This window comes from Paenibacillus albicereus (genome assembly GCF_012676905.1).
GTDB classification, from domain to species: domain Bacteria; phylum Bacillota; class Bacilli; order Paenibacillales; family Paenibacillaceae; genus Paenibacillus_O; species Paenibacillus_O albicereus.
Genome location: NZ_CP051428.1, coordinates 2,010,746 through 2,034,738, shown reverse-complemented (window position 1 = coordinate 2,034,738; position 23,993 = coordinate 2,010,746). Strand labels below are relative to the sequence as shown.

Below are 23,993 nucleotides of genomic sequence, written 5' to 3'. Positions count from 1 at the left end.
ATAAAAAAAACGCCTTCCCGCTGATGAAGGAAAGCGTCTATATGGGTTACTGGATGCGTTGAAGCTGATCGTAGTACACGGTCATCTGATGTAGGCTGACGACGACAAGCGGAATGACCAAATACCCGAATATCAACGTCATCAAGGGGGCAAACCCGATCCAGCGTCCCCAGCCTGCCTTTTGTTCAATTAACTGTTCATACTCCTGCTTGCGCTGCTCCCGCGCAAACGCCTGCTCTGCTTCGAGATCGTCGAATGCCTGCCGGATCGTCAAATGCTGCGAAGCCATTTCCAGCTTTTCCACGATCCGAACAAAAGGTAGAAACGGTGCATCTTCTTTGAGCTGCGCAAGCGCCTGCTCCTCACCCTGTTCAAAGTGAAGAAGGCAGGCTTGCAGTGGCTCCTTGAAGACCTGCGCGAACTGCTCCATCCATAACAGAAGCTGTTCAACCGACATCCGATCCATCCCGGCGAGCATGGCAATCACGGCCTGCAACTGATCCACCTCGTGTTTCATCTCCATCTGCCGCATACGCCGCTGGAACAGCCGAATACCAACTGGCAGCGTGTACCCGCCCCATCCTGCGGCGAAAGCCAAAAACGCTTCCCACCACGCCAGAAAAGGCTTATTCAGCTTCTCCAGCTTGCCCAGGATGCGCCGCGCCGCCTCTCGAAGCTGATCCTCCTTGACCTGTGCAGCCGGGTCCTTGCGCAGCAGGCTGATGACGCTATTTTCGCTTCGCGGCCTCACCTCCTTTAATTGATCGAGCATCCTGCGATCCAGCGCGGCGGCTTCCCGTGCCTTCGTTTCCTCCTCCGGGGACAACTGCCCGAAAAGTGTTCCCGGCTTCACAGGTGAATACAGCACCTGATGCCGCTCCGCTGCATGCAAGGACACGAATAAGCCCAGCACCGCCAAAAAGGCTGCGAACCCGGCTACGATCCGCTGCACGTAAAACCATTCGAGACGTAAGGGAGAGGCTGTATCCTTGAGCAGCCGGGTTATCCGTTCCGCTTCTCGCGAGCCGGGAACCGGCCCCAGCCGGTGGGCCAGCCAGCGCATCCACGGCCAGCCATAAACCCGTTGCTCCCATCTTTTTCGGCTGGTGGGCCTTGCTGTCGCATCCAGCTCCGACAGGTTGCGCAGCAGCACGTAGCATAGCCACACGACGACAAGCAGACAGAGTTTGGCGGCCCAACCGAAAGCGCTGGCGTAGAACGTGTCCATTGCCGGAAAAAAGTGGCTAGCCCAGGCTTCAATCGGACGGGTAAATAGCAGCGGCAGCAGCGCGATAACGGTCAGCCCCTGTAATAAGAAGCTGAGACGCTCGCGACGCAGCAATTCCAGATTCAGTTCGATGGACAGCTTTTCCAGTCCCTTGAGGTAGACCGAACCGCTTTCCGTTTGCTGATCGCCATGCTCCTTGATGAGATATGACAATCCCGCAAGGCCCTGCAAATAACGATTCGGGGCATGCTCCACATATTGCGCCAGTTTATCTTCGGCGTCGCTGTCCGTCAGCATGTCGTACAGCTCTTGCCCGTGCAGCGCCATTTCATACGGCGCGCTGTCCGCCGATTCATAGACGGCTTCATCTACCATCCCGTGACGATGGTAATGATGTCTCACATCCCCAAGAAACAGACGAAGTTGTCGCAGCAGCCGCATTTCGAGCCGATAAACACCCATATCCGAGAGGATGCCGTGGCCGACCCAAAGACCAATGCCGAGCATCGCCAGCGTGTAAGGGTCGCGCACCGCCAAAACAAGCGGAATCGCGGCCAAAAACAGGACAAGCCACATCAAGAGCGCCGATTTCATCACCTCAAGCCGCAGCTTCCATTCGTCCCCGAGCCGCAGGATGACCAATCGCCTGCGAAGGTGCAGCAAGTACATCCTTAAAACCGGCATCTGCTCGCAAACGCTGTATAGCTGCTGCATGAAACTGTAAACCGCCTGCTTGCGAGGCGCTTGCCCCGGCTTACGCAGCGCTTCGTAGCGCCGGACTGCCGCCACCTCCGAATCACGCCGGGACAGCCACAGGAAGGCCGCGACAGCGGCAAGAAAGAGCACGGTTGCGATGCCGAGCAGAGGGGAGAGCCATTCCTGAATCATGTCTCATCCCCCCAATGGGATGCCAGAAACGCATCAAAGACGGCCTTATCGGGGCCGCTCAAGTATTCCGCAATCTCGCAGCGACTTTGCTCGGACAGGGGATGAACGGCAGCGTAACGGCCGTCGCGGTATTCGACGAGATTTCGGGCGGTGTACAGCGGGCGATCCGTCGAGCGGCGGAAGTATTCGAGCGTCGTTTCCATAAAGGCTGCCATCCGTTCGTCCTTTGTCATTTTCCCGCGAAAGGCTTCCGGGTACGCCGTCTCCTGCGGCACTGGGACGCATTCCGTAATGCGCTCGATATAGCGCCGTCCGTCCAGGTCGCGGCGGAGGTGAATATCGAAATTGACGACGCTGACGACCTGCTGCTCCGCCACACGCTCGTTCGTAAACACCTTTGTTTTCAACAAGGAATTGCGGAGAGACAGCACAAGGTCACGGAAGGTTTTGGCGTGATGCGTGAACAAGGTGAATAATGACGCCACCTGTGCCATCTGAACCATCCAAGCGGCGACCGGGTCGGTCGCTACCTCGCCCAAAATATTGACAGAGCCGTCCGTCTTCTTCTGGATGTCCAGCCCCTGTTGACCGGAAATCGTCTCGGTTTCGCGCAGGCTGACGATGTTGCGTTCTGGATAAATTTTGCGCAATTGAAGCTCAAAGCTCATTTCCTGTACCCGGATCGGCAGCACTTCTGGAATATGACGAACCATCGCCATAAGCAGCGTTGTTTTGCCGCTGCCCTGCGCGCCGGTAATCGCGGTGATCCGCGCACCCGATACCAAGTAACGAATGAGGCCAATCGGCAATTCCGCGCCTTCGTCCTGAATCAACTGCTCTAGTGTCGCGCTTTGCACGTCGAATTTGCGCACAAAAAAAGCCCACGATTCACTGAATCGGGGGCGTAGCACGACGACGCGGGAGCCGTCTGCCATTTCATTGACCTTAAATCCGTTCGCCTCGGACAACTGGCCGGGAAAATTGTGCTTGTAGATGATCTGGCAAACGCGTCGCAGTTCCTGCTCGGAGCCGAAGGACAAGAAGCTCAGGTGGATGGACTTCCCCTTGTAAAACAGCCATATGCTGTCATGCGAACGGGGCAGCGACTGAAGCTGTGCGTCCTCCTCCAGCGACCATTCGCCCTCCCACATGAGCGGCGGCAGACCGGATACGCCCCCGGATACGCCGTCCACACGCATGTCGCGCAACTCGTCCACGACGCTGAATCCCTTGTAATGCTGATAAATCCGCTGGACGACAAGTTGGAGCTTATCGTCCGTCGTCAAACGCGGCGCTTCACGGGCGAAGACGCTACGAATATCCTCCGCCGTAATCCGGTACGTTTCAAGCTGGCCTTCCTCGTTTCGTCTTTGCCGATCCCATTCATAGGTTTGAACGAGCCGGTCGAGCGCATGAAGCCCGGCTTCCTTTTTATATGTGTAAAGCAGAATATCAAACTGGTCTTGCGCGGAGAGGGACTCCGGCTGATGAAATGGCAGCAGGAGGTTCAAATTCGCATCGTCCAACTCATAGCGCTGCACGAGCAGGTCGGCAATGATCTCCTTGACGTATTCCTTGTCCCGCAGATCACCGGAGGTGCAGCCCCGCAGCGCCTTTTTCAGCTCCGCCCGTTTGCTTTTTCGGCGGCGGTATTCTTCCTCCGACAAACCGAAGTCGGCTAGGTTGCTGCTGGTTAACTCGTGTAGCGTTGCTTTTACGAAAGTGGTCATCGCTTCCAGCGTATATACCGATGTGTCGTCCGTCCGTTCCGGCAATCGTCGGCTCAGGCGCAAATAAAGGAAGAAGATTGAAAGCAACAAGAGCGCGATCAGGATGAAGGCATTGAGCAAAGCCGTCATGGCGTGTCGCCCTCCTTCCCTTCGAAAAGGTGCTGCCTTGCGCCTGCGCTTTCTATCACAGCCTGCGCCAATCGTCGCACCTGCTGCACGAACAGGTGGTTCTCATGACCGCTTGCTATCTTTCTGTTGCGAAACCAGAAAGGATTCGCTTCGCCATGCTGTGCCGCATCCATCCAGCCTGTATTATGTGCAACAGGGTACACGGTCGGTCCTATACGGAATTGACGCATGAGATTTTTAGAAGTGAGCGTCGAATAAGGGTCGTACTGTCCGAACACGAGCAGCGTTCTTCGGCCTTGCAGCATCGCTGCTTCTGCCGATTGAAAAAATCGCTCTAGAAGGAGACGGTTTTGCGGCAGGCAGACGACCCATACGTCCGCCTGCTGCCGCAGCATTTCGTCCCAAGCCGACCCGCTGCCGCTCCCCCCATCCAACAGCACTACATCGTAAGCGCGGCGGGCAACCGCAAGCAGCGGTGTGAGCCATTCCTTTGCCGTTTCGATAAAGATATCCTCTTGCTTGATGGAGCCGGGCAAAATATCCAGGCGATCCCGCAGTAACGGATGGGCATAGTCACGCAGCATGACAGGCTCCAGCTTGCGGTTTTTCAGCAGACGCAAGAGCGCATCAATTCCCGTGTCCGGGGTATGCATGTCCTCTCTTCCGGCAGGTCGATAATAGGCTCGTTCGACAGCGGCGTAACTGCTTAGCAAATGCCCAAGCAACAGCAATCGCGCCGAATATTCCAAACCCATGCACGTCGCCGCGGCGAGCAGATTAGTCGTTGTCCCGGCCTGACCTGATACAGGACTCCAAAATACAACGGTAGCTCCCATAAACGTTCTCCTTTCTACCACACCCGCACCCGTTTACGGGCGATTGCCCAGGCTCGTCGCGCTGTCTTGCGGTCGCAATCGCCAAGCTGCTCCAGCATCGTCAGCAGCATCTCGCGAAACGCCCCGGTCAGCCCGCGAAGGTCGATGCGGCCGTGGTGTTGATTGTTCAAATCGACGGCTGCATCGCGTTCGTCAAAAGGGAAGCGAAACACCGTATCCTCCAACTGGATATGCCGCAACCGCTTTTCGGCTCGCCACGCTGCCAACTTTCCCGGTATGTCAGGGGAGAGCAACTCGAAAAACGAGATAGGCTCTTCCGTGTTCTGTAAGCCGAGACGAAGCATCAGCTCCTCGTTTTTCTCCAGCGATAACCGCCTTCCATCCCAGCACCACACCCGCTTATCAAACTGGGACAGGTTGTGGTGGAAAACAAATTCCGTATGGTCAGTGTCCACCAGCATGATGTCGTATGCCGGTGTCGTCCCTGCCTGTGCCAAGCCTCGTTCAAGCTGTTCGGGAGTGAGATAGCCGTAGGCCACATCCATACCTTCATAATCCTGAACGGCGCTATTGGCATAGGCGTGCGGCAGATAACCCCGAATCGACTGCGTGACGGTGGAATCCACCAACAGCACTTTATTCCCCAAGGCCACAAGCAAGCGGCCAAGCACCAACAAAGCATGCGTCTTGTCCGCTACGCCGATAAAAACAATTTTTTTCATATCCGCACTCCTCATTGATTGAAGATGTTTTCCCACTTATCTTCGCTTGCCGGAGGCGCTTCGGTTGCAGGAGGCATACCCGATGGCAGCGACGGCGAAACGGCAGGAGGGGGCGTCTGTTGATTTTTCGGAGATTGAGTAGCTGCTGCACCAGCAGCATCACTCACGCTAGGCTGCGGACCATTCGTCGAAACTGCTGATTCTCCAGACTGCGGTGTGCCTACTGGCTGTGTTCCGCCCATGGCATTGCCCTGCCGCGTCGTCATCCGTTCGTTTTGCAACTGCTGCTGCACGGTTACACTACCGCTGGTGACGCGAAGTTTGTCCGAGTCGCTGACCGCCTTCAAATTGCCATCCAGCGTTTGACGCAGCGCGCGGGCAAGTTCGATTTTTGCGGTTTCGAGCAGATTGGGATCGACCGCCATCAGGTTCAATACCTTCTGATTGGCCGGATAGTTGACCACAGCCGCTTCCTGTAAGCCCGGCTCGATGTACGGGAGGGCATACAGCCGCGCTCCCTGCAAGTACGCATCAATAATTGCGCTGGACGTTTGGAGGATGTCCATCTCATTCAGTTCCAGCCACACAACCGTACCGGACAGCTCCTGTACCTTCTTTTTAGATAAAAGAACAAAGTCCTCGCCGGTTGGAAAGCCGATGCGAACGTCTATATATTGGTTAGGCTTGAGATTAGAGGGAAGCTGAATGACCTGAAACTCCTGTATGCGCAAATCCTTCGGAATGGGCTGTCCTTCGTACAATAAAGAGGAAAGTAGCGGCATTCCTGATGCAAGCTCGATCTTGGCGTTTTTGCCGATGATGCTTTCCCGGTCGGTGATTACGCCCGGCGGAACCAAACTGACGGGCATCGGAACAGCCTTGAGGTCATCCGCTTTGAGCGAGACGCCTGCCGGTATCGTTTTTGCAGTCGTCCAGACATTTCGGCTGTTTTGCTGCTCCTCCTTTTTCAATTGCTGAATCTGCCGCTCATACTCCTCTTTCATCTGTTGCTGCTTTTGCTGCTGGTCGGTGTGCTGCATCAGCATATACAAGGCCGCTGCTACCAGAAGCGCCACGCTGATCGCAATGGCTCCCATGATGAGCGTCTTGCGGTGTCGATACGTCCATGACATCGTTCACGATCTCCTTTCATTTATATAGAAGATACCTTGCGCTTCTCTTAACGCGCTTCGCCTCGCGGACGCGGCTTTGATGGGGCTTGCTCCGCTTGTCGTTGTGCCAGCTTCTCGGCCGCCCATGTGGGCGTATGCTCCGGCTTCAGGAACCCCATCAGGTCTTCCCGGTTATAGCGGTATTCATCGCCGGAATAGAGGGTTTCCGCATAGACCGCCCGCCCACGTGAGTTCCCCGAAGCCCCGAAACCTCCCGTTACCCAAATCAACTGATGGTCTGCCGTGCGAAATTCCGGCCGCAACCAATCCAAACGGGTCACAACAATTCTGCCGCCGAGATCATCGTCACTTTTGATGGGCAGGCATTGGTCCGGTTGAATGGGAGGCATCGGCTCCGTGATCGTAGCGCGCTCGGTCTGGAGTTTCTCGATTTCCCATTGCAATAGCTTGGTAAATTCCTGCATTGCGACTAGGTAATCCTCATATCCTTCTGCACCGTAATACTGATCGATACCAAACAAATTATTCTGCGAGCAGTAGCAAACCAAATAGGGCTTTTCGGTATTCGTGATGTCGATGCCTAAAACAACCTCCACCCTGCCAATGGGTAGCGCTTGATAGACTTCGTAGTCACCGGCCATTCGTTTCTCTTGCTCCATCGTCAGCCCTCCCGGTTCTTTTTGCGGTCACGTTTCTTGTGCCAGCCTTCGGCTTCCTGAGCCTGCTTGCGCAGTTGTGCTTCTTCCTCCTCAGATGGCCTACTACGCGCAAAACCCGGCTTTTCTTTCATCAGACGTTCATACTGACGCCGTTTTCCTTTCGTAAAGTCCATTGGATGATCTCCTCCCCGAAAATGGGCATAAAAAAAGCTCTCCGTCAGGGGAGAGGGTGCATGAACAAGGCGGCAACGGGGGAATTACCGTTCGTGCTCCCTCTGCCGCCTTTTGTACCAGCTTTCCAGCAGTTGCACGATCAGGTCTTCCTTTTGTTTTTCCGAGAAGTCTCGTGGGAAAAAGCGGTCGATTCGTTCTCGCTGAATACTCATTTTTTCTTTCTGATTCGGCTTTTCCTCCGTTAGTATGGTGTAAATGACATCTGTATTCAGCCTGCCTTCTTGACTCATCTTTTTCATACGCTGAGCCTGTGCAAGTGAAGGCGTGCAGTCCTCTGCCTGCATGGTATCGAATAGGGCTTGCTGTTCTTTCTCGGCCAAGTAAGATAACTCAACGGCAGGATTAAAGGCAATCCGTTTGTCGTCTACCATTTCGAGAATGTGAGGAGTGAGTTCGGTTAGGCGAACGTATCTAAATATTTGGTTTTTGCTTTCGCCCATCTGTTCTGCTAATATCTCGCTTGATTTCTTTGCAGCAGACTTGTTCCCAACTTGGGAACGAGTTAAATCTGTTCGTTGTCCTTGTCTGTTCATTGCTTCCAATTTCATTTTGTAGGCAAAAGCTTTTTCACTCGGAGAAATATACTCCCGTTGCAGGTTGTAGGCTAAGGTCAACGGCGCCTTACTGCATTGCTACAGCAGGTTTCCGTGACCTCGCCCCCGAACCGTACGTACACCTCTCGGTGTATACGGCTCTCCGTCTATCATCTTTCAGATTAGATGAATTTTCTCGTGGCAAGCAGAGCAAACGACGAGCGTCTTTCGCCGTTTTACTCTCATCATTTCTTCCCACGGTGCATTACCGGTTAAATCTTTAAGTTTTCGCACATGATGGACTTGGGCATTTTCAGTGTCAATTCCGCATAGTTCGCAAACCCCTGCTTTCAGCCGTGCACGTAGTTGATCTGGTCGCCCAAAATAGATGTGTTGCGGCAGAGTGTCAGTGTCAAATGGGATTGCACGTTTTTTACGTCTAAACCCAGAATTGTATAACTCACTGAATTTTCTTCCGCTTTTCGTTTCATAGGCTACTCCAAATACGCCGTTGCGACTGAATTTAGCAATGACTTTCTTAACGCTGCACTTGAATTTCAAGCCAAAGGTCTTGTACATGCTGTATTCCAAATTGTGCGCAAAGTTTTTTATGACCGTTGCGTTGTTGGCTATACAGTAGTAGTTGTACATACCCCGTATTTCAGCGTTGATTTTGGACAGGATTTCTATGTCAGTACGATTAACAAGTTCACTTCGATGAAGTGTAACCCATTTCTCTCTGCCACAATCATCCTGCCGGATTGCGATAGCCCCGTACTCTTTCAGCTTGTTCAGCCATTTTTCTTTAGGCACATACAGCTTGACCGTTCCACTGTTTGTCTTACGCATTTGACCACGCTTGTCCTTTTTTATGGATGTAGAATTAGAAAGCGTAATGTCATAACCAAGAAAGCTCGCTTTATCCAGACAATGCGTTATCTTGGTTTTTTCGTCCGACAATTCTAGTTTCAGGGCGGTGTGCAGAAATTCTTTTAGGACAGTTTTCAGTTTTTCAGCATCTTCGCGTGAACCGATTACACCAATGATGAAATCATCAGCATATCTGCAATACTGTATCCTTTTAAATCCGGTATCGCATTGCAGTTTACTGGGAAGTGAATGAAGTTTATCTTGCGCCTGCTTCTGTATAAGCAATGCTTCTTTACGTTCAAGCGCACTCCATTTTCCCCAATTATTTCGGTTTGTTCTTCTGATGTAGAATAGCTTGCTTGCGGCTTTGCCATAGTCGAGATTAGCACTGCTACAGCCGTAATCAAAGCTTTCCTTATACTGTTCCATGAAGCTATCCAACTCTGACAAGTAAATGTTTGCCAGTATTGGACTTGCTCCCGAACCCTGAGGTGTACCGCTAAACGTCTTGTGGTGTTGCCATTGCTCCATGTACCCTGCTTTTAACAGCTTCCATATGAGTGCAATGAAATTTTCATCATGGATTCTTCTGCGGAGTATGCTGATTAGTACATGGTGGTCAAAACTGTCAAAGCATGCCTTGATGTCGCCTTCCACAAACCATTTGATACCTGTAAAATTGTTTTGAATTTGCAGTAAAGCCGTTTGACAGCCTTTTTTGGGTCTGAATCCATGTGAATTTTTCGAGAAATTAGGCTCGTAGATACTCTCTAACAGCATTCTCACAATTTCCTGTATCAATTTATCGTTGGAAGACGGGATACCCAGCGGACGCTTCTTGCTACTGTTTTTCTTCGCAATATATGTCCTCTTTGCCGGATTTGGCTGATAGCTGAAATCTTTGAGTGAATGGATAATGGCCTCTATGCGTTTTTCACTCATACCATCTATGCTTGTACCATCCACACCGGGTGTCATACTGCCTGGGGAGCTTCTGATGTTGTGATAAGCAAGATAGTAGAATTCCGGGTTGTACAAATTCCTGTACAGACGCTGAAATTTGTACTGTTTGTCTGTTGCTCTCTCTGAAAGATTTTTCAATACACTCATGGGTTCTCTCAATGTCTCACACATCCTTCCCAATTTTGTATTGAAAGATAGACTGCCGTCCTTCGCCATGTAAGCGCCGTTAACGCTCTCGGACTACTACGACGGCTCCGTTGCCATGCTGAATATTCATCACCTTAATAGTGAATAGCCCGTGGGCATTTCAGTTTAGGCAATCCCCGTTTAGAGACATTTGGATAAGCTTGTCATGTTGTCGGATGGGGTTTTCGTCATTTTCCACTTCTTGTGGCTGATTTGTTCCGAATATCTCGCAGATAGCAGACAGCAAAATACTTTCTGCCGGAACAACGGCGTATCATCTTCCTTTCGCCGTGGGGATGATTAGCCCCAATCTCTGACTGCCCTTCAAGCAGTTTAGCTTTCATCCTCATACATGACTTTCCATCTCGGCATTCAGTCGCAGATTTGGAAGTTAATCTGACTTATGCCTTTAGCAACATGCTGTTTTTCCTTTTGGGTTTCCCCGCTGGGTTAGTTGTCGATGGCAAGTTGTGCCTGATAGCACTTTGATATTTTTACTTGTTGCTTGCTTAAGGCAACATCCAAATGCTCCGCGCAACACCTTTCGGGTTGCTTACGGGCGCACGCTATCCACCATGATGATAGTCGCCTGATCGTCATCCAACTCGCGAACGAGACATGGAATTGTCTCCATACCAGCCAATTCACTTGCCTTCTTTCGACGATGGCCGGATACCATCTCGTATCCACCGCCTACCTTTGGCCGAACTAAGCCGGGAACAAGGACACCATACTGCTTGATACTATCCGCCATTTCTAACATCGCTTCATCCGCCCTTACCTTAAAGGGATGACCGGGAAATTCACTAATTTCAGCCAATGGAATATCCATCACCTTTTCCCGTTGCGAATCGTTGCGGCTTTCCTCTGTCGAGAATAAATCATCGACTTTGGTCAGCTTTATGCTGGCGAGCCGATCTTCTTTCGCTGCCAATATCCTGCACCTCCTTCGTAAGTGCAGCGTAGGCTTTAGCAACCTGTCCGTTCGGATCGTGGGCGTAAATGCTTTTACCCTTGGCGCTTGTTTCCGCCGCGCGGATGGACAGGGGGATTTCTGTATTGAATACACGCAGCTTATCCCCATAATCCCGACGCAAAACTAAAGAAATGTCTTTGGCGAAATTGGTTCGGCTGTCTACCATCGTGAGCAGCACACCGTCCACAGCCAGCTTCGGATTAATTTGACGCCGAACGCGGGCAACCGTCTGCAAAAGCTGCGTCATGCCTTTGGCGGGCAGATAGTGTGCCTGTACCGGGATGATGACGCTATCCGCCGCTGCCAATGCGTTGATCGTCATCATGCCCAAGCTCGGCATACAGTCGATCAGGATATAATCGTAATCTGCTTTTACGGAATCGATGTACGAACGCATAATCGTTTCCCTGCTCATCGTATTGACGAGCGCCACTTCGACCGCCGATAATTCGATGTTTCCCGGCATCAGGTCGATACCTTCGTGATGGTGCAAAATACCTTCCCTCGGTTCATACGGCTCCTCCGTCATGCCCTTCACTAGCATTGTGGCGAGTGAAATGGACAGACTATCCGGTTCATGGAAGCCTAACGAATCCGTCAGGTTGCCCTGCGCATCCGCGTCCAGCAGCAAAACTTTCTTACCTTCAGCCGCTAAGCCAATACCGAGATTGACCGCCGTTGTCGTTTTGCCGACGCCACCTTTCTGATTGGCGAGAGCGATTACTTTGCTCATCCAACAACTCTCCTTTCACGCAAAAAAGCCGACTGCACTGAACATTCAATAGTTCAGACAATCGGCTTTTTTGAAAAGTATCTATATAAAAAGAGAACGCCCCCGAAAGTGGAAGGCATTCTCTTGGACATTCATCGAATATAGCAATCTGGCATCAAAAACAAATCGCGAAACTATTCTCTTTCGTTCAACATATCTACCCATCCCACGCCCAAATCCAAGTCACTTGACCACAAGGATATTTCTTAATACGTTGATCGTCCAATGATCTCGGTAACATTATCGTATAAATTATCGAAGTGAAGAAGACTAATTTTATCGTTATCCTTCATATTGCGTTGAATCCAGTAAGTATTTTCATCAAAATCTTCGCGGCGTCCCGCTACAACTGTGTAATGAATCCGCGTTTTATCTAGTTTAAGAAATTCGCGGGGTAGTTCCATGTTCGGATGTTTGTATTTGTTAAACGATTCTTCAAGCGTGGGAAAATTAGGTTCAAGGTATCGTTTCCATTCGTTAATTTGCTTAATCCCCTTACGAAACGCCGCACCTAATTCGCCGTCTTTAATGGTAATGTCTTTTTTGGGGTGTTCCAATTCAACGAGAATAAATTCGTAGCCGCCTGATCTCTTCCCAATTATCAGATAATCAACGCGGTATGTATTGCCGAACCAAAATTCCGGTATAACGTAGGCTTCATGATGCCCGAAGTTGTGGTCTTTGAGAATGGAACCAATTATAAAATACGCTTGGTTCTGTTTTATAAACCTCATGATCGAAGCTTCGGTGGCATCCGGCTTGTCTAGTTCAACAAGGAACTTTTCCGTTAGATGGTTCAATCTATCTTCTTCTCTCAGTTCTTCGACATCCAAAAAATTGTTTGGAAATAAGCTCATGAAATGCCGCGCTGCCTTCGGATATTCTCTATAACGACTTCTTTTCCGCCATCTTCCTGTGCCTATTTTTTCATCTTGTTTCATCGCTTCCCATGTAATTCTTTCTTCTTCGGTAAGTTTCGTATAATCTCGCGAATACAATGACATTTTAACGATTCACCCCTATTAAAAACCGATCATCGATCTAAATGGCGTATATCCAGTTACAATCGTAACAATTGAACTGACTAGACCTATCACACCAATAAGAAAGGAAAGCAGCTTGACTGGATAGTTATTTGAAAGTGTGTTGTACATCCTATATCGTACTAATCCTGACCAATACATCAAAGATATTGGACTTGTAACAACAAAGCGGACCCCTTCACGAAGCCATATTAACGGGTTCTTCACTTCCTTTTGTGCTTCATTCACCCAGCCTTCTGCGGCGCCTATAAACGTAAGCAACACATCGTCTATCGTACTGATAACTTCCTGCAATATTCGACGTTCCAAATCCAAACTATAACTATTAACCATCTCTGAATAGTTTTCTCTAATGCCACTTATTCCGTTTACGATAATTTCATAGTTCCTAAAATAATGATTCGCGCCGGGTGGTTTATACACCGATGCTATACCGAATGACCCCATTAACGTTTGCATCTTTGTTGATTTCATTTTTAGCCATTGGTATTTGTCGCCGTTGAATGTGTTTTGAAACAACGGCGAACAAAAATCTCTATAATTATTCATAAACTCGATAGCGAAGTTTTCGTTTTTTACTGTGGTTCGAAGAGTAGCAACTGTTTTGACGAAACCAATAACAATAATTAACACGACAATAATAAATGGTAGCCAGTTGTTCAACGACACGACTCCTTAACATGTTATATGGACGGACGATATGTATAATATTGTATCATATTTTGACGCTTATCCGGGAAAGCCTTCATCGTAAAATAACCTATTCAACACGTCGATCAATTAAAATCACACATAACAGATATGTTACTTTCAATGATAATAAACTCATCCAGCGAACGGCGGTTAACCGTCCTCATAGGCTGTCGCCCCTTCCAGGATCACTGCAAGCCGCCCCCATTGCGATAACTATGGCTAGACGGAAGTATCATTATCCCGCCGCATAGATTATCGCCAAAATGATACCATCATTTATTTTTGCATAGGTAAAGATCGCTCGCACCCCAAATAAAGGATGGTCGTGGCGCACCTGCAAAATGGCTTTCCCTTTCGGGTATGCGGGGAACGTACCGGATGAGTGGTTATGTTATTGTCAAAGAACGGTGGAGGGATGTATCCCCTCTACCATCCGTTTCATTTTTGAAGCCAAACCGGACCCTTCTCTCAAAAAATATTTATGAAAATAAAAGCGGCAGCATCAAACTCTTCATAGAGCTTGGTGCTGCCGCAAATTATTGTGTGTAACTGCATCCTTTCCGTATGTTTGAAAAACTCTTTAATATAAGATATGTTCTAGTGTTTTAGGACATTGATCATTTCATAGCATTCGCGCAGGTGCGAGTCCTCCTTCAAACACAGGTTTACAAAGGTTTTCATTTCCTCTATTGACCACCGCACATTCCCCAGAATTTCACAACAGACATGAACTCCATACTCACGCCCATTCTGTTTTCAGCGAATAAAGTAAATTTTTTCTCGGAAGTGTCCGATTTCCCCCAAAAAATGAAACGGATAGTAGAGGGATATTTCAGAACCTCATCTCAATCGAATTATGTTGAATAAGGAGTTCGCCCATGCCACACAATCAAAATCAACCAGTTCTTGAACCTGATCCTTACCAACTTCTTTTTCAGACCATGCCTGATGTCGTAAATGTCGAGCAAATGTGTACCATGTTAGGCGGCATTAGTACCAAGACAGGCCGCAAATTACTCCAATCAGGGCGCATCGCCCACTTTCGCATCGGGCGCTTCTACAGAATCCCGAAGCTGAGCATCATCCATTATTTACGGGAAATCATGACCCCCGGCACTCCACTCGACTATGACGCTTTACAGCATTGAACTAATCTTTCTATGCCTGTTATCATTAAAGTGTCGATGGTAGGAAGCCGGGCTGCTATCCTGGGAGGGATTACGATGGTAGCAGGCCATCTGCAAGAAAAGAAAGGGAATTATTATATCGTTCTGAATTACAAAGACGAAGAGGGCAAGCGGAGAACCAAATGGATTGCAACAGGGTTACCGACAAAGGGGAACAAGAAGAAAGCAGAAAGCATGCTGCAAGACGCACGCAAGAGCTTTGAAATTCCTTCTGAAACGATTGTCGAGGAAATAACGCCGCCGATTGAGAAGAAAGCCACTCCAGACGCGGACAGTCCAGCCGGTGTTCTTTTCAGCGATTTCATGTTGGAATGGCTGGAAATGATGAAGCATCGAGTCGAAGTCACTACTCATGCCGCGTACACCTTTGGGGTCAAAGGCCGAATCGTCCCTTACTTTCGTGAAAAAGGATTTCGACTGCTGGAGATACAACCCAAACACTTGCATGATTTCTACCAGCACATGTTAAAGGAGTTCAAGCTTTCTACAAGTACCGTACAACACTTTCATGCCTATATCCGTCAAGCTCTGCAACACGCGCTTAAAATGGATATGATTTTAACCAATCCGGCTGATAAAGTTGAGCGCCCAAAAAAGAACCATTTTGTAGGAAGCTTCTACAACGATCAAGAGCTTCAGGAGTTATTCGAGGCAGTAAAAGGCGATCCAGTCGAGCTTGCCGTCCTACTGGCCGCTTTCTATGGCTTACGGCGCGGCGAGATTGTAGGGCTCAAATGGCAGGCGATCAACTTTCAGAACCAGACACTTACCATCCAGCACACCGTCATTCCTGTTTCCTATGAGGGCAAACAAATCACAATCGCAAAGGACCGGGCCAAAAATAAATCCAGTCGTCGCACCCTTCCCCTCGTCCCGGCGTTTCAGGAATTGCTTTTGCGATTACTTGAGGAACAGCAGCGAAATCAGGCGCTCTACAAAAGTTCGTACTCCAATGACTACAAAGACTATATCTATGTAGATAAGCTAGGGCAATTGATAAAACCGGGGTATATTACGCAGCACTTCCCGATTGTGCTAGAGAAGCATAATTTGAGAAGGATTCGCTTTCACGATCTTCGGCATAGCTGCGCCAGCTTATTGCTGGCAAATGGCGTTAATATGAAGGACATTCAAGAATGGCTTGGGCATAGCCATTACTCCACAACGGCTAACATTTATGCTCATCTTGACTGCAGTTCAAAGATTTCGTCGGCACAGGTCATGAGCAACACTTTACAAATCCCAATCATGCAAAAAGCTCCTGAATCGTCACAAGGACAAATTCAAGAGCTCGTTAATTGTTAGGGTGGTGCGGTCAAGAGGACTCGAACCTCCACGGTATTGCTACCACTGGCACCTGAAGCCAGCGCGTCTGCCAATTCCGCCATGACCGCACATTTTTACCCTCATGTGCCTCTCGGAAAACGGAGAGAACTACAGGAGAGAACTTGGAACCAATACTTCAGTAAAACCGCATAACCACAAGGGTTTTGGGGAATCTCAACCAGCTTTCGCACAAGTACCTGAATCTAGCGCGTCTGCCAATTCCGCCATGACCGCATAACCAACGAGTAAGAATATACCATGAATCCATGCTTAGGGTCAAGCACTGATTTTATTTTAAGTTCTTGATGCCGAGCGATGAAAAAACCGCGAGCTCTATGGAAGAGCTCGCGGTCGGACGGGTCATCGGAATGCGGTCAAGAGGACTTGAACCTCCACGTCATTGCTGACACTAGAACCTGAATCTAGCGCGTCTGCCAATTCCGCCATGACCGCGTAAACACAATTAAGAATATACCCGATCGTCGGCATGGAAGTCAAGCCTTTTGCACAGAGCTCGCTTTCTCGGGATGAGCTTCCTGGACGAGTACGGCCAAGATCGGTCCAAAAGGATTCTCTCCGCCCCATGGGCTCATCCGATCGCACGGATCGCACGGATCGTGGCTGAAGAACGCCTGCCGGCAACCTAAAAGGCTTCCCTCCTGCCGAAGCAGCCGGGAAGCCGATGGTTGAATCAGGAAATGCGGTCAAGAGGACTCGAACCTCCACGGTATTGCTACCACTGGCACCTGAAGCCAGCGCGTCTGCCAATTCCGCCATGACCGCGTGACACTTTTAATAAGGTATCACGCGGAGAGGGTTCCTGTCAACTTTTTTGTCGGGCCATCGTTCCACTCAAGTCGCGGGCGGCATGCCGTATGGAGGCGAAGGCGCTTCTGACCGTTCTCCGTCCCCCGGAACATAGCCGTAAGGCCCGCCCGCGAGCGCGAAGCCGCTCTCCTCGTCGTCCGGCGCCCCGTACAACGGAATATCGCTGTCGCGAGCGCCTGCGGCGGCCTCGAGCTGTTCATGGACTCCGTAGGGCGTCGCGTTCACCTGCTTTTCCTCGACCGGACCGGAATAATAAGGCGTGACCTCCACGCCTCCATACGCCAGCCGCTCGCCATCTGGACCTGCGAGGCGGACATTGCCGCACACCGGACAACGGAATATGGTCACTCCGTCGACCTCGGCCCCGTTCATCACCATATGATCGTTTGGACAAAACATCTCGCGCTCTCCTCCTTCGTCGATCAGGACGACGCGGAACGCGGAGCTGCTGCGGATTCGTACGTGTAGCCCCGGCTGAGCTGGACGACTCGCCGGCTGGCCTTGCGGATCATGACGCGTTCGTCATCCCAGGCTACGACAATTCCGAGCACATCGTTCTGCTCCATCTCATCCCGGATGACCCGGACCTTTTCTCCGGACAGCCGGAATGCGTTCAGCAGATCGTCGCTGGCAAGGTTCATCTTATTACCCTCCTCCCCTGCGGCTGAACCGCCGGAATCAAAAAACCCCGGAAGCTCCGGGGCTGGATCCGCTCATTCTGCGTTGCCGACATGCTCCTTGGTATCGTTGGTCTCGTACCACTCGTCGAGCACCCGCGAGCTCATGACCCGCTTGGCGATATAGTCGGCCTGCTTGTCGGTGAACTGGCCCTTCCACTCGACTCCGAGCTCCTCGCTCAGCCTCACGATCGTCAGCAGCTCGGACCAGGCGACGTAACGTTTGTACCAGAAAAATTGCGGATGCTCGATCATGTACGGATACAGATCGTCGAACTCGGTATGCTTGCAATCGAGCGCGCGCTCGAAATGAATTTTGGCAGCGGACAGCTTGGCTTCGAAGAAACCGGGATTTACGTTTTCCATCGCCTTGTGCCTCCCCTTGGAAGAAATCTTCTAGTTTCATTATAGGCGATCTGCCTGTCAGGGGAAAGGGCCGATTTTGACGGCTACTCCTCGAAGACGATCGTGCCGCCCTCGAGCGAGCGGATGCGCACGAGCGGCTCGACGCGGATGCCCTGCTCCCGCAGCGTGCTGGCGCCGGCCTGGAAGCACTTCTCGATGACGACGCCGAAGCCGACCAGCTCGGCGCCCGAGCGCTCGATGATGCGCACGAGGCCCCGCGCCGCGTCGCCGTTGGCGATGATGTCGTCGATGAACAGCAGCCGGTCCTCCGGAGACAGCAGCGACTTGGATACCATCAGATCGGTCACGATGCCCTTGGTGAACGACGGCACCCGCTCCGAGTAATGATCGGGGTCGGCGATCAGCGTCTTCTTGCGGCGGGCGAACAGCAGCGGCACGTTCAGCTCCAGGGCGGTGGCGAAAGCGACCGGGATGCCGGAGGACTCGACCGTGATGACCTTGGTCGCCCCCGCTTCCCGGAACAGGCGGGCGAACTCGCGGCCCATCTCCATCGTCAGCGCCGGGTCGACCTGGTGGTTGAGGATGGCGTCCAGCTTGACCACGTCCGCAGATAAGATCGACGCGTCCTGCAGGATTCGATTTTTGAGCATTTCCATATCGGGTCGGTCCCTTCCTTGGCGAATTCTTTCCGTTAAATTATCATAGCCCGGCCGTTCCTGCAACCGGAACGAGGGTCCTTGTCATGCCTGTCCGCCGCCGCACATAGGATGTAAGGACAATCCATGCGAGGAACGGGGGGAAGACCATGCAGAGGCGCTTCTTGCGCGTGCTCCAGATCGGGTTCACCTACATGGGCACCGTCGTCGGTGCAGGATTCGCCACGGGCCAGGAGATCCTCCAGTTCTTTACCCGCTACGGCTACTGGGCGGTGCTGACGATCGCGCTTGCGACCGCCTTGTTCATCTGGCTCGGAGGCAAGATGATGCTGCTTGCCGGCGAGATCGGGGCCAAGTCCTACGAGGATCTCAACAAGGCTTTGTTCGGGCCGGCGGTCGGCCGGCTCGTCAGCTACTTCATGCTCGTCGTCCTGCTCGGCGTGAACGCGGTCATGCTGGCGGGAGCGGGGACGATCTTTTACGAGAATTGGAACTTGCCCTACCAGGTCGGACTCCTCGTCACGCTCGTCGCCTGCTACCTCATGCTGAGGCGAGGCATGAACGCCATCCTTACGATCAACAGCATCGTCGTGCCGTTCATGCTGCTGTTCACGGCGATCGTGCTGTACGATACGTTCACCTCGCCGAGCGGAGGGCGCTGGCTGGAGCTGACGACGGACGACTCGGCGCTGCGGGTGTGGACCGCTCCGCTGCTGTACACCGCGTTCAACCTGGCCATGGCGCAGGCGGTGCTCGTGCCGCTCGGCGCCGGGATCAAGGACCGCAAGGCGATCCGGCTCGGCTCGCTGTTCGGCGGCATCGGGATCGGCTTCATGCTGCTCGCCGGCCATATCGCGCTGTCGTCCCATATGCCCGGCGTCCAGCAGTACGAGATTCCGATGGGCGGCATCGCGCGCCAGCTCGGCTACGGCATCCAGTTCATCTACATCCTGCTCATCTTCTCCGAAATCTTCACGACGCTCATCGCCGACATCTACGGCTTGGTGCTGCAACTGCAGCAGCGCGTGGCCGTTCCCCCGGATGTGCTGCTGCTGGTCATCCTCGTCCTCTGCTACCTGCTCAGCCAGATCGGATTCGGTCCGCTCGTCAAGACGCTCTACCCGCTGTTCGGCCTGTTCAGCCTCGGCTGGCTGGCGCTCATGATGCTCAAGAAGACGCGAAAGCGGCCGGGGAGCGATTAGCTCCCCGCCGCTCCCGGCGCCGCTTCCAGATACACCTGCTTCAGCTGCGAGATCACTCTCGTCAGCGAGTAGGCTTTTTTGGCCTTGTCCCAGGCTGCCCGGGCGAGCTGATACCGGAACGTCTGGTCGGCGATGAGCCGCTCCAGCGCCGCGGCCAGCGCCGCGGCATCGTCAGGCGGCACGAGCAGTCCGTTCACCCCGTCCTCGATCTGCTCGCCGATGCCGCCGACGTCGGTCCCGACGAGCGCCAGCCAGCAGAGCGCCGCTTCCGCGAAGACGCTGCCGAACGCCTCCGCCCGCGAAGGCAGCACGAACACGTCGAAGAACGGCATGAATTCCTCCGGATGCAGCATGTAGCCGTAAAAGATGATGTCGTCGTACAAGCCGAGCTCCGTCGCGAGCGCCTCCAGCTCTTTGCGGATCGGACCGTCTCCGATGATGTGGAGGACGAACGGATGACCCTTGTCCTTGAGCTCGGCGCAGGCCCGCAGCAGGATGTCGAGCCCTTTGGCGGGCACGAGCCGGCACACCGTGATGAGCTGCGTCACCTCGTTCTCGTGGCTGATCGGCTTGAAGCGCCGCTCGTCGAAGCCGTTGGCGATGATGCCGATGGCGTCCGCATCGTCGACATAGGGAGCCATGTACCGGCGGAAGGAGTCCGATACCGTCAGCAGCCGATCGGCGGCGTGCTCGAGTTCGCGATAGATGGAGGCGAGAAACTGGTGCTCCAGGCCGCCTTCCTCGATCCTGCCGTTCAGGATCAGCTCGCGCTCGTAGCTGGAGTGGATCGTCACGACGAGCGGCGTATCGGGAAAGACCTGCTTCATGACGAGCGCGGCGACGGGATGATGGGCATGGATCAGGTCGTAGCCGCGCTTGATGCGCATTTTGGTCCACCATAGATAGTCGCTCAGCGTCTGAAGATACTTGGCCGCGATCGGGTTGTCCCGATACGGCTCGGGGTCGAACGTATGCAGCTTCACCGGCTCGGTTCCCTTGCCGCGAATCCGCTTCGGCAGCGAGAACAGATCGGTCGGCCACCCGACCTTGTTGAAGCGGTCCTGCATATAAGGAACCATGGAGGATACGCCTCCAGGCTGCTCGGGAGGAAAGAACAAAGCCTGCAAAATTTCCATATGATCGCTCTCCTTCCAGCGTGGCCATGATAGAATGGAACCGATGTTCCCTCTAATGGTTGAACGAGGAACAGCCGATACGGTGAAAGGGCGGCAAGCGATTCGCTTCCGTCAGCCGGCTTTTCGCGAATCGTCCCGGGAGCCGGGTCCATGTTGACAAGAGCGGAGTGCATTTTCCATGACCGATTGGCCAGAACCGTCCTCGATCCAACTTTTTGCATCCGCCTGCACGCTGACCGTGCTCGCGCTGATGATCTTCATGGGCGTGAAGCTGTACCGAAGCTATCGCCGCCACCACGTCTACCGGCTGCTGATCCTCACCCTGCCGCTGCTCATGATCCGGCAAGTCATGCTGCTCGCCGGGCTGGACCAAGGCGATGCCTTGCCGCTGCTCCAGCTGGCCACGCGCCTGCTCGGAATCTTTTCATTCATTATTATAAACTTTGTCTTCATGAAATTATATAGCCATCCCGGCGCGAAGCTGCGGGGCGCTCCGTTCGTCATCATGGCTGCGATCGCCTTTGCGATCGCCGGGGCCGAGCTGGCGATGAATCCGGCGCTGCTCGGAGCTTCCGACGGCCGCGCGGCGCCGCTCGTGCTGCTCGACTTCTACGGCATCATCATCAATTTCCTCATCCTGCTCGATACGCGTGGCGTCGAGCTGCGCACCAAATATTCCGCGAGCCTGATCGTCTACTTCGCGGCGGACCTCGCTCTCGTCACCGACCGCTACGTCTTCCAAGGCAGCATGCCGCTGCTGCTCATGCTCTCTCGGATGCTGCCCGTCGTCTACTTCACGCTGCTGTTCCTGCTGCTGTTCGAGTGGGTCGTCGAGCGGCTGCTTACGACGTACCGCTCCTCCATCACCGACGGTCTGACCGGCCTTTACAACCGCCGCCACTTCCAGCAAAAGGCGGAGCTGCTGCTGCGCCGCGGCAAGGGCATCGCCGTCGTCTTCTGCGACATCGACAACTTCAAGAAGCTGAACGACACGCAGGGGCATCACCGGGCGGACGGCGTCCTCAAGCAGATCGCGGAGCTGATGCGGGAGCTCGTGCAGGACGTCGGCTCGGCTGGACGCTATGGCGGCGAGGAGCTGCTGCTTGTCGTCGGCGCCAGGGAGAACGTGCCCGAGCTCGCCGAGACGCTGCGCCGGCGGATCGAGGAAGAGACGATCGTCACCGTCAGCGTCGGCGTCAGCTACTCCAGGCCGGGCCTGGGCGTCGAGCAGATCGTGCGCGAGGCCGACGAGGCGATGTACCGCTCCAAGACGAGCGGCAAGAACCGGGTCACGATCGTCAACGAGCCCTACCGGGCGCCAAGAGGCAAAAAGGCATCCCCCGTCTAAGACGGCGGATGCCTTTTGGGTTGTGCCGGAGCCTGCCTATCCGGTCCGAAGCCGCCGCAGCGGCCGGCTCGCCTGGCTGAGGCCGGGTTCATGCAGGTTCATGCAGGTTCATGCGCCTGCCAGGGACTCGTATCAGGCGCCGCTGCTGAGCCGCCAGTCCGCAGCGGCCGTCTGCCCCGATACGAGTCGGATCGCCGCCGGCAGCTGCGCCATCTCGGAGATAACCGCATCGGGCAGCACCGCCGCCTCGTCCGGCCAGGCTTGACTCCGTTTCAGCCAGACGGTCTTCATCCCGCTGAAGTAGGCGCCTTGGATATCGTTCAACGGATGGTCGCCGACGAACAGCGCCTGCTCGGGCTGAACGCCGAGCTCGCGAAGCGCCAGCGCGAACAGCTCGCGTTGAGGCTTGCGATAGCCCGCCGACTCCGAAACGACGACGGATCCGAACCAGCGCGCGAGCCCGGTCCGTTCCAGCTTGCCGCGCTGGATCGCGTCCGTCCCGTTCGTCACGATGCCGAGACGGTAATACGGATGCAGCGATGTCAGCAGCTGCGGCGCGCCGGACATCGGCCGCGCGCTGCCGACGTATTCCCGTTCGTAGAACGCCATGAGCTCGGCCGGATCGGAGCAGATGCAAGGGAGCCGCTCCGGCAGCTCGCGAAACAGCTCGCGCTTCGTCTTGTAGCCGTCCTCGTCCAGCTCGATCAGCCGCTCCGCCCATGCGGAGCGCTCGCCCTCCGGCACATCCGCATAGCGGGCGGCGAAGCGGCCCGCGAACTCGCGGAAGCCCTCCGTGCGGTCGAGCAGCGTTTGGTCCAGGTCGAACAGGATCGCTCGAATCATCGTACTCCCCCTCCTTGCCCCTCTCTCACGAAAGCAATCCCCGATAGCGCCCGGTGACGAGCTCTTGCCGGTACGGCTCCAGCTGCGGCATCGCCAGCCGCTCGGCGCGAGCCACCGCCTCCTCGATGTCATACGGGACCCGGATCAGCTGCAGCGCGAACGGCGCTTCCGCGCCCGCGTCCCGCCGTCCTTCCAGCACCGCATAGGAAGCCTGGTTCAGATCGAGCGGATTGCCGACGCTGCCGCAATTGAACAGCAGCCGCCCGCGCACATGCTGGGCATACGCCTGGTGGATGTCTCCGTAGCCGAGCGCGTCCGCGACACCTTCGAAGCCGTCCGGAGGATCGAACATCGACCACCGGTCGGCCTCGGAGTCCCAAGGCTGGATGCGGCGGTAGACGCTCTGCGGAGAAGCGTGGACGAACCGGACGAGCCGCCCCCCGATGCGCAGCTCCGTACAGAACGGCAGCTCCTGCAAATAGCGGAGCCGCTCCGGACCAAGGCGCTCCTGATGCCATCTCAGCGTCTCGTCGTCCGTCGGCAAGCGAAGGAAATCATCCCAATTGCCGCGGATGACCGTCTCGCAGCGCTCGCGGACGGCATCGACGGCTTCCGCCGGCTCGGGACCTTTGCCCGCCAGATCTCCCAGGCAGATGACCCGCGCGATGCCTCGGGCCTGGATGTCCAAGAGCACCGCCTCCAGCGCCGGCATGTTGCCGTGTACATCGGATATGATGGCGATCCGCTCCATGCAGCCCCTCCTTGAAAGCGGTTCATAGTAAATGATGTACGGCAGGCCGGGAGGAATCATTCCTCCCGGCCCAGATTA

General features: G+C 53.7%; 24 protein-coding genes and 3 tRNA genes. 4 read left to right on the top strand and 23 right to left on the bottom strand.

Annotated elements, in window-relative coordinates; all coding sequences use genetic code 11:
- Nucleotides 1-46 precede the first annotated feature (46 nt).
- From HGI30_RS08820 to HGI30_RS08760, 13 genes are all read right to left on the bottom strand, one after another.
- Nucleotides 47-2,116: a hypothetical protein gene (locus HGI30_RS08820; RefSeq protein WP_049867099.1), complete on the bottom strand. Its 2,070-nt coding sequence runs from the start codon at nt 2,114-2,116 to the stop codon at nt 47-49.
- Nucleotides 2,113-3,975, bottom strand: coding sequence for a Flp pilus assembly complex ATPase component TadA (locus tag HGI30_RS08815; protein WP_049867098.1), 1,863 nt, complete (start codon nt 3,973-3,975; stop codon nt 2,113-2,115). The genes HGI30_RS08820 and HGI30_RS08815 overlap by 4 nt, the downstream gene beginning before the upstream one ends.
- Nucleotides 3,972-4,811: a CpaE/TadZ family protein gene (locus HGI30_RS08810; RefSeq protein WP_048743945.1), complete on the bottom strand. Its 840-nt coding sequence runs from the start codon at nt 4,809-4,811 to the stop codon at nt 3,972-3,974. Before HGI30_RS08810 ends, HGI30_RS08815 begins: the two co-directional genes overlap by 4 nt.
- A gap of 14 nt (nt 4,812-4,825) precedes the next feature.
- The gene (locus HGI30_RS08805) at nt 4,826-5,533 is read right to left on the bottom strand and encodes a hypothetical protein (protein ID WP_021877788.1); all 708 of its coding nucleotides are present in this window, start codon (nt 5,531-5,533) and stop codon (nt 4,826-4,828) included.
- A gap of 11 nt (nt 5,534-5,544) precedes the next feature.
- On the bottom strand, nt 5,545-6,666 hold the full coding sequence (locus HGI30_RS08800) for an SAF domain-containing protein (protein WP_021877787.1): 1,122 nt from the start codon (nt 6,664-6,666) through the stop codon (nt 5,545-5,547).
- Between the two features lie 47 nt (nt 6,667-6,713).
- Nucleotides 6,714-7,325 (bottom strand): hypothetical protein, encoded by a 612-nt coding sequence (locus tag HGI30_RS08795; RefSeq protein WP_049867097.1) that lies wholly within the window; start codon nt 7,323-7,325, stop codon nt 6,714-6,716.
- A gap of 2 nt (nt 7,326-7,327) precedes the next feature.
- Complete coding sequence (locus HGI30_RS08790) at nt 7,328-7,498, bottom strand: hypothetical protein (RefSeq protein ID WP_021877785.1); 171 nt, start codon at nt 7,496-7,498, stop codon at nt 7,328-7,330.
- 84 nt (nt 7,499-7,582) lie between these two features.
- Nucleotides 7,583-8,173 carry a hypothetical protein gene (locus HGI30_RS08785; RefSeq protein WP_206110056.1) on the bottom strand — a complete coding sequence of 197 codons (591 nt, stop codon included), beginning with the start codon at nt 8,171-8,173 and terminating at the stop codon, nt 7,583-7,585.
- A 96-nt stretch (nt 8,174-8,269) separates the two neighbouring features.
- Entirely contained in the window at nt 8,270-10,084 is a 1,815-nt protein-coding gene (locus HGI30_RS08780; RefSeq protein ID WP_168907277.1) for a reverse transcriptase/maturase family protein, read from the bottom strand.
- 580 nt (nt 10,085-10,664) lie between these two features.
- Entirely contained in the window at nt 10,665-11,045 is a 381-nt protein-coding gene (locus tag HGI30_RS08775; protein WP_456238627.1) for a ParB N-terminal domain-containing protein, read from the bottom strand.
- Complete coding sequence (locus HGI30_RS08770) at nt 10,993-11,820, bottom strand: ParA family protein (RefSeq protein ID WP_021877783.1); 828 nt, start codon at nt 11,818-11,820, stop codon at nt 10,993-10,995. Before HGI30_RS08770 ends, HGI30_RS08775 begins: the two co-directional genes overlap by 53 nt.
- Before the next feature lie 245 nt (nt 11,821-12,065).
- On the bottom strand, nt 12,066-12,863 hold the full coding sequence (locus tag HGI30_RS08765; protein ID WP_069202412.1) for a Shedu anti-phage system protein SduA domain-containing protein: 798 nt from the start codon (nt 12,861-12,863) through the stop codon (nt 12,066-12,068).
- Between the two features lie 18 nt (nt 12,864-12,881).
- Complete coding sequence (locus HGI30_RS08760) at nt 12,882-13,571, bottom strand: hypothetical protein (protein WP_021877781.1); 690 nt, start codon at nt 13,569-13,571, stop codon at nt 12,882-12,884.
- 902 nt (nt 13,572-14,473) lie between these two features.
- Here HGI30_RS08760 and HGI30_RS08755 point away from each other — a divergent pair.
- Both HGI30_RS08755 and HGI30_RS08750 read left to right on the top strand, forming a co-directional pair.
- A complete protein-coding gene (locus HGI30_RS08755; protein ID WP_048743932.1) occupies nt 14,474-14,743 on the top strand; it encodes a helix-turn-helix domain-containing protein in 270 nt (89 codons plus the stop codon).
- A gap of 75 nt (nt 14,744-14,818) precedes the next feature.
- The gene (locus tag HGI30_RS08750) at nt 14,819-16,087 is read left to right on the top strand and encodes a tyrosine-type recombinase/integrase (protein WP_168907276.1); all 1,269 of its coding nucleotides are present in this window, start codon (nt 14,819-14,821) and stop codon (nt 16,085-16,087) included.
- Nucleotides 16,088-16,089: 2 nt separating this feature from the next.
- Here HGI30_RS08750 and HGI30_RS08745 read toward each other — a convergent pair.
- The 7 genes from HGI30_RS08745 to HGI30_RS08715 all read right to left on the bottom strand — a co-directional run bounded on the left by HGI30_RS08745 (nt 16,090) and on the right by HGI30_RS08715 (nt 18,635).
- Nucleotides 16,090-16,176 (bottom strand) — tRNA-Leu (locus HGI30_RS08745).
- A gap of 301 nt (nt 16,177-16,477) precedes the next feature.
- Nucleotides 16,478-16,561: transfer RNA gene (locus tag HGI30_RS08740), tRNA-Leu, on the bottom strand.
- A 246-nt stretch (nt 16,562-16,807) separates the two neighbouring features.
- Nucleotides 16,808-16,891 (bottom strand) — tRNA-Leu (locus HGI30_RS08735).
- Nucleotides 16,892-16,960: 69 nt separating this feature from the next.
- Nucleotides 16,961-17,335 carry a TFIIB-type zinc ribbon-containing protein gene (locus HGI30_RS08730; protein WP_168907275.1) on the bottom strand — a complete coding sequence of 125 codons (375 nt, stop codon included), beginning with the start codon at nt 17,333-17,335 and terminating at the stop codon, nt 16,961-16,963.
- Between the two features lie 23 nt (nt 17,336-17,358).
- Nucleotides 17,359-17,577 carry a hypothetical protein gene (locus tag HGI30_RS08725; protein ID WP_168907274.1) on the bottom strand — a complete coding sequence of 73 codons (219 nt, stop codon included), beginning with the start codon at nt 17,575-17,577 and terminating at the stop codon, nt 17,359-17,361.
- A gap of 72 nt (nt 17,578-17,649) precedes the next feature.
- Nucleotides 17,650-17,979 (bottom strand): hypothetical protein, encoded by a 330-nt coding sequence (locus HGI30_RS08720; RefSeq protein WP_168907273.1) that lies wholly within the window; start codon nt 17,977-17,979, stop codon nt 17,650-17,652.
- Nucleotides 17,980-18,062: 83 nt separating this feature from the next.
- Nucleotides 18,063-18,635 (bottom strand): xanthine phosphoribosyltransferase, encoded by a 573-nt coding sequence (locus HGI30_RS08715; RefSeq protein WP_168907272.1) that lies wholly within the window; start codon nt 18,633-18,635, stop codon nt 18,063-18,065.
- A 149-nt stretch (nt 18,636-18,784) separates the two neighbouring features.
- Between HGI30_RS08715 and HGI30_RS08710 the strand changes: the two genes are divergently transcribed.
- Entirely contained in the window at nt 18,785-19,837 is a 1,053-nt protein-coding gene (locus tag HGI30_RS08710) for a YkvI family membrane protein (protein ID WP_168907271.1), read from the top strand.
- Here HGI30_RS08710 and HGI30_RS08705 read toward each other — a convergent pair.
- On the bottom strand, nt 19,834-20,973 hold the full coding sequence (locus tag HGI30_RS08705) for a glycosyltransferase family 4 protein (RefSeq protein WP_168907270.1): 1,140 nt from the start codon (nt 20,971-20,973) through the stop codon (nt 19,834-19,836). The two genes, HGI30_RS08710 and HGI30_RS08705, sit on opposite strands and share 4 nt — an antisense overlap.
- A 178-nt stretch (nt 20,974-21,151) precedes the next feature.
- Here HGI30_RS08705 and HGI30_RS08700 point away from each other — a divergent pair, with 178 nt between their 5' ends.
- Nucleotides 21,152-22,321, top strand: coding sequence for a GGDEF domain-containing protein (locus HGI30_RS08700; protein ID WP_168907269.1), 1,170 nt, complete (start codon nt 21,152-21,154; stop codon nt 22,319-22,321).
- Nucleotides 22,322-22,453: 132 nt separating this feature from the next.
- Here HGI30_RS08700 and HGI30_RS08695 read toward each other — a convergent pair whose 3' ends face one another.
- Complete coding sequence (locus HGI30_RS08695) at nt 22,454-23,164, bottom strand: HAD family hydrolase (RefSeq protein ID WP_168907268.1); 711 nt, start codon at nt 23,162-23,164, stop codon at nt 22,454-22,456.
- A 25-nt stretch (nt 23,165-23,189) separates the two neighbouring features.
- Nucleotides 23,190-23,915, bottom strand: coding sequence for a metallophosphoesterase family protein (locus HGI30_RS08690; protein ID WP_168907267.1), 726 nt, complete (start codon nt 23,913-23,915; stop codon nt 23,190-23,192).
- Between the last annotated feature and the right edge of the window lie 78 nt (nt 23,916-23,993).

Bases quoted from the DNA above. Each gene is read 5' to 3' on its own strand.
- HGI30_RS08820 (WP_049867099.1), bottom strand. From the start codon at position 2,116: ATGATTCAGGAATGGCTCTCCCCTCTGCTCGGCATCGCAACCGTGCTC.
- HGI30_RS08815 (WP_049867098.1), bottom strand. From the start codon at position 3,975: ATGACGGCTTTGCTCAATGCCTTCATCCTGATCGCGCTCTTGTTGCTT.
- HGI30_RS08810 (WP_048743945.1), bottom strand. From the start codon at position 4,811: ATGGGAGCTACCGTTGTATTTTGGAGTCCTGTATCAGGTCAGGCCGGG.
- HGI30_RS08805 (WP_021877788.1), bottom strand. From the start codon at position 5,533: ATGAAAAAAATTGTTTTTATCGGCGTAGCGGACAAGACGCATGCTTTG.
- HGI30_RS08800 (WP_021877787.1), bottom strand. From the start codon at position 6,666: ATGTCATGGACGTATCGACACCGCAAGACGCTCATCATGGGAGCCATT.
- HGI30_RS08795 (WP_049867097.1), bottom strand. From the start codon at position 7,325: ATGGAGCAAGAGAAACGAATGGCCGGTGACTACGAAGTCTATCAAGCG.
- HGI30_RS08790 (WP_021877785.1), bottom strand. From the start codon at position 7,498: ATGGACTTTACGAAAGGAAAACGGCGTCAGTATGAACGTCTGATGAAA.
- HGI30_RS08770 (WP_021877783.1), bottom strand. From the start codon at position 11,820: ATGAGCAAAGTAATCGCTCTCGCCAATCAGAAAGGTGGCGTCGGCAAA.
- HGI30_RS08765 (WP_069202412.1), bottom strand. From the start codon at position 12,863: ATGTCATTGTATTCGCGAGATTATACGAAACTTACCGAAGAAGAAAGA.
- HGI30_RS08755 (WP_048743932.1), top strand. From the start codon at position 14,474: ATGCCACACAATCAAAATCAACCAGTTCTTGAACCTGATCCTTACCAA.
- HGI30_RS08750 (WP_168907276.1), top strand. From the start codon at position 14,819: ATGGTAGCAGGCCATCTGCAAGAAAAGAAAGGGAATTATTATATCGTT.
- HGI30_RS08730 (WP_168907275.1), bottom strand. From the start codon at position 17,335: ATGTTTTGTCCAAACGATCATATGGTGATGAACGGGGCCGAGGTCGAC.
- HGI30_RS08725 (WP_168907274.1), bottom strand. From the start codon at position 17,577: ATGAACCTTGCCAGCGACGATCTGCTGAACGCATTCCGGCTGTCCGGA.
- HGI30_RS08720 (WP_168907273.1), bottom strand. From the start codon at position 17,979: ATGGAAAACGTAAATCCCGGTTTCTTCGAAGCCAAGCTGTCCGCTGCC.
- HGI30_RS08715 (WP_168907272.1), bottom strand. From the start codon at position 18,635: ATGGAAATGCTCAAAAATCGAATCCTGCAGGACGCGTCGATCTTATCT.
- HGI30_RS08710 (WP_168907271.1), top strand. From the start codon at position 18,785: ATGCAGAGGCGCTTCTTGCGCGTGCTCCAGATCGGGTTCACCTACATG.
- HGI30_RS08705 (WP_168907270.1), bottom strand. From the start codon at position 20,973: ATGGAAATTTTGCAGGCTTTGTTCTTTCCTCCCGAGCAGCCTGGAGGC.
- HGI30_RS08700 (WP_168907269.1), top strand. From the start codon at position 21,152: ATGACCGATTGGCCAGAACCGTCCTCGATCCAACTTTTTGCATCCGCC.
- HGI30_RS08695 (WP_168907268.1), bottom strand. From the start codon at position 23,164: ATGATTCGAGCGATCCTGTTCGACCTGGACCAAACGCTGCTCGACCGC.
- HGI30_RS08690 (WP_168907267.1), bottom strand. From the start codon at position 23,915: ATGGAGCGGATCGCCATCATATCCGATGTACACGGCAACATGCCGGCG.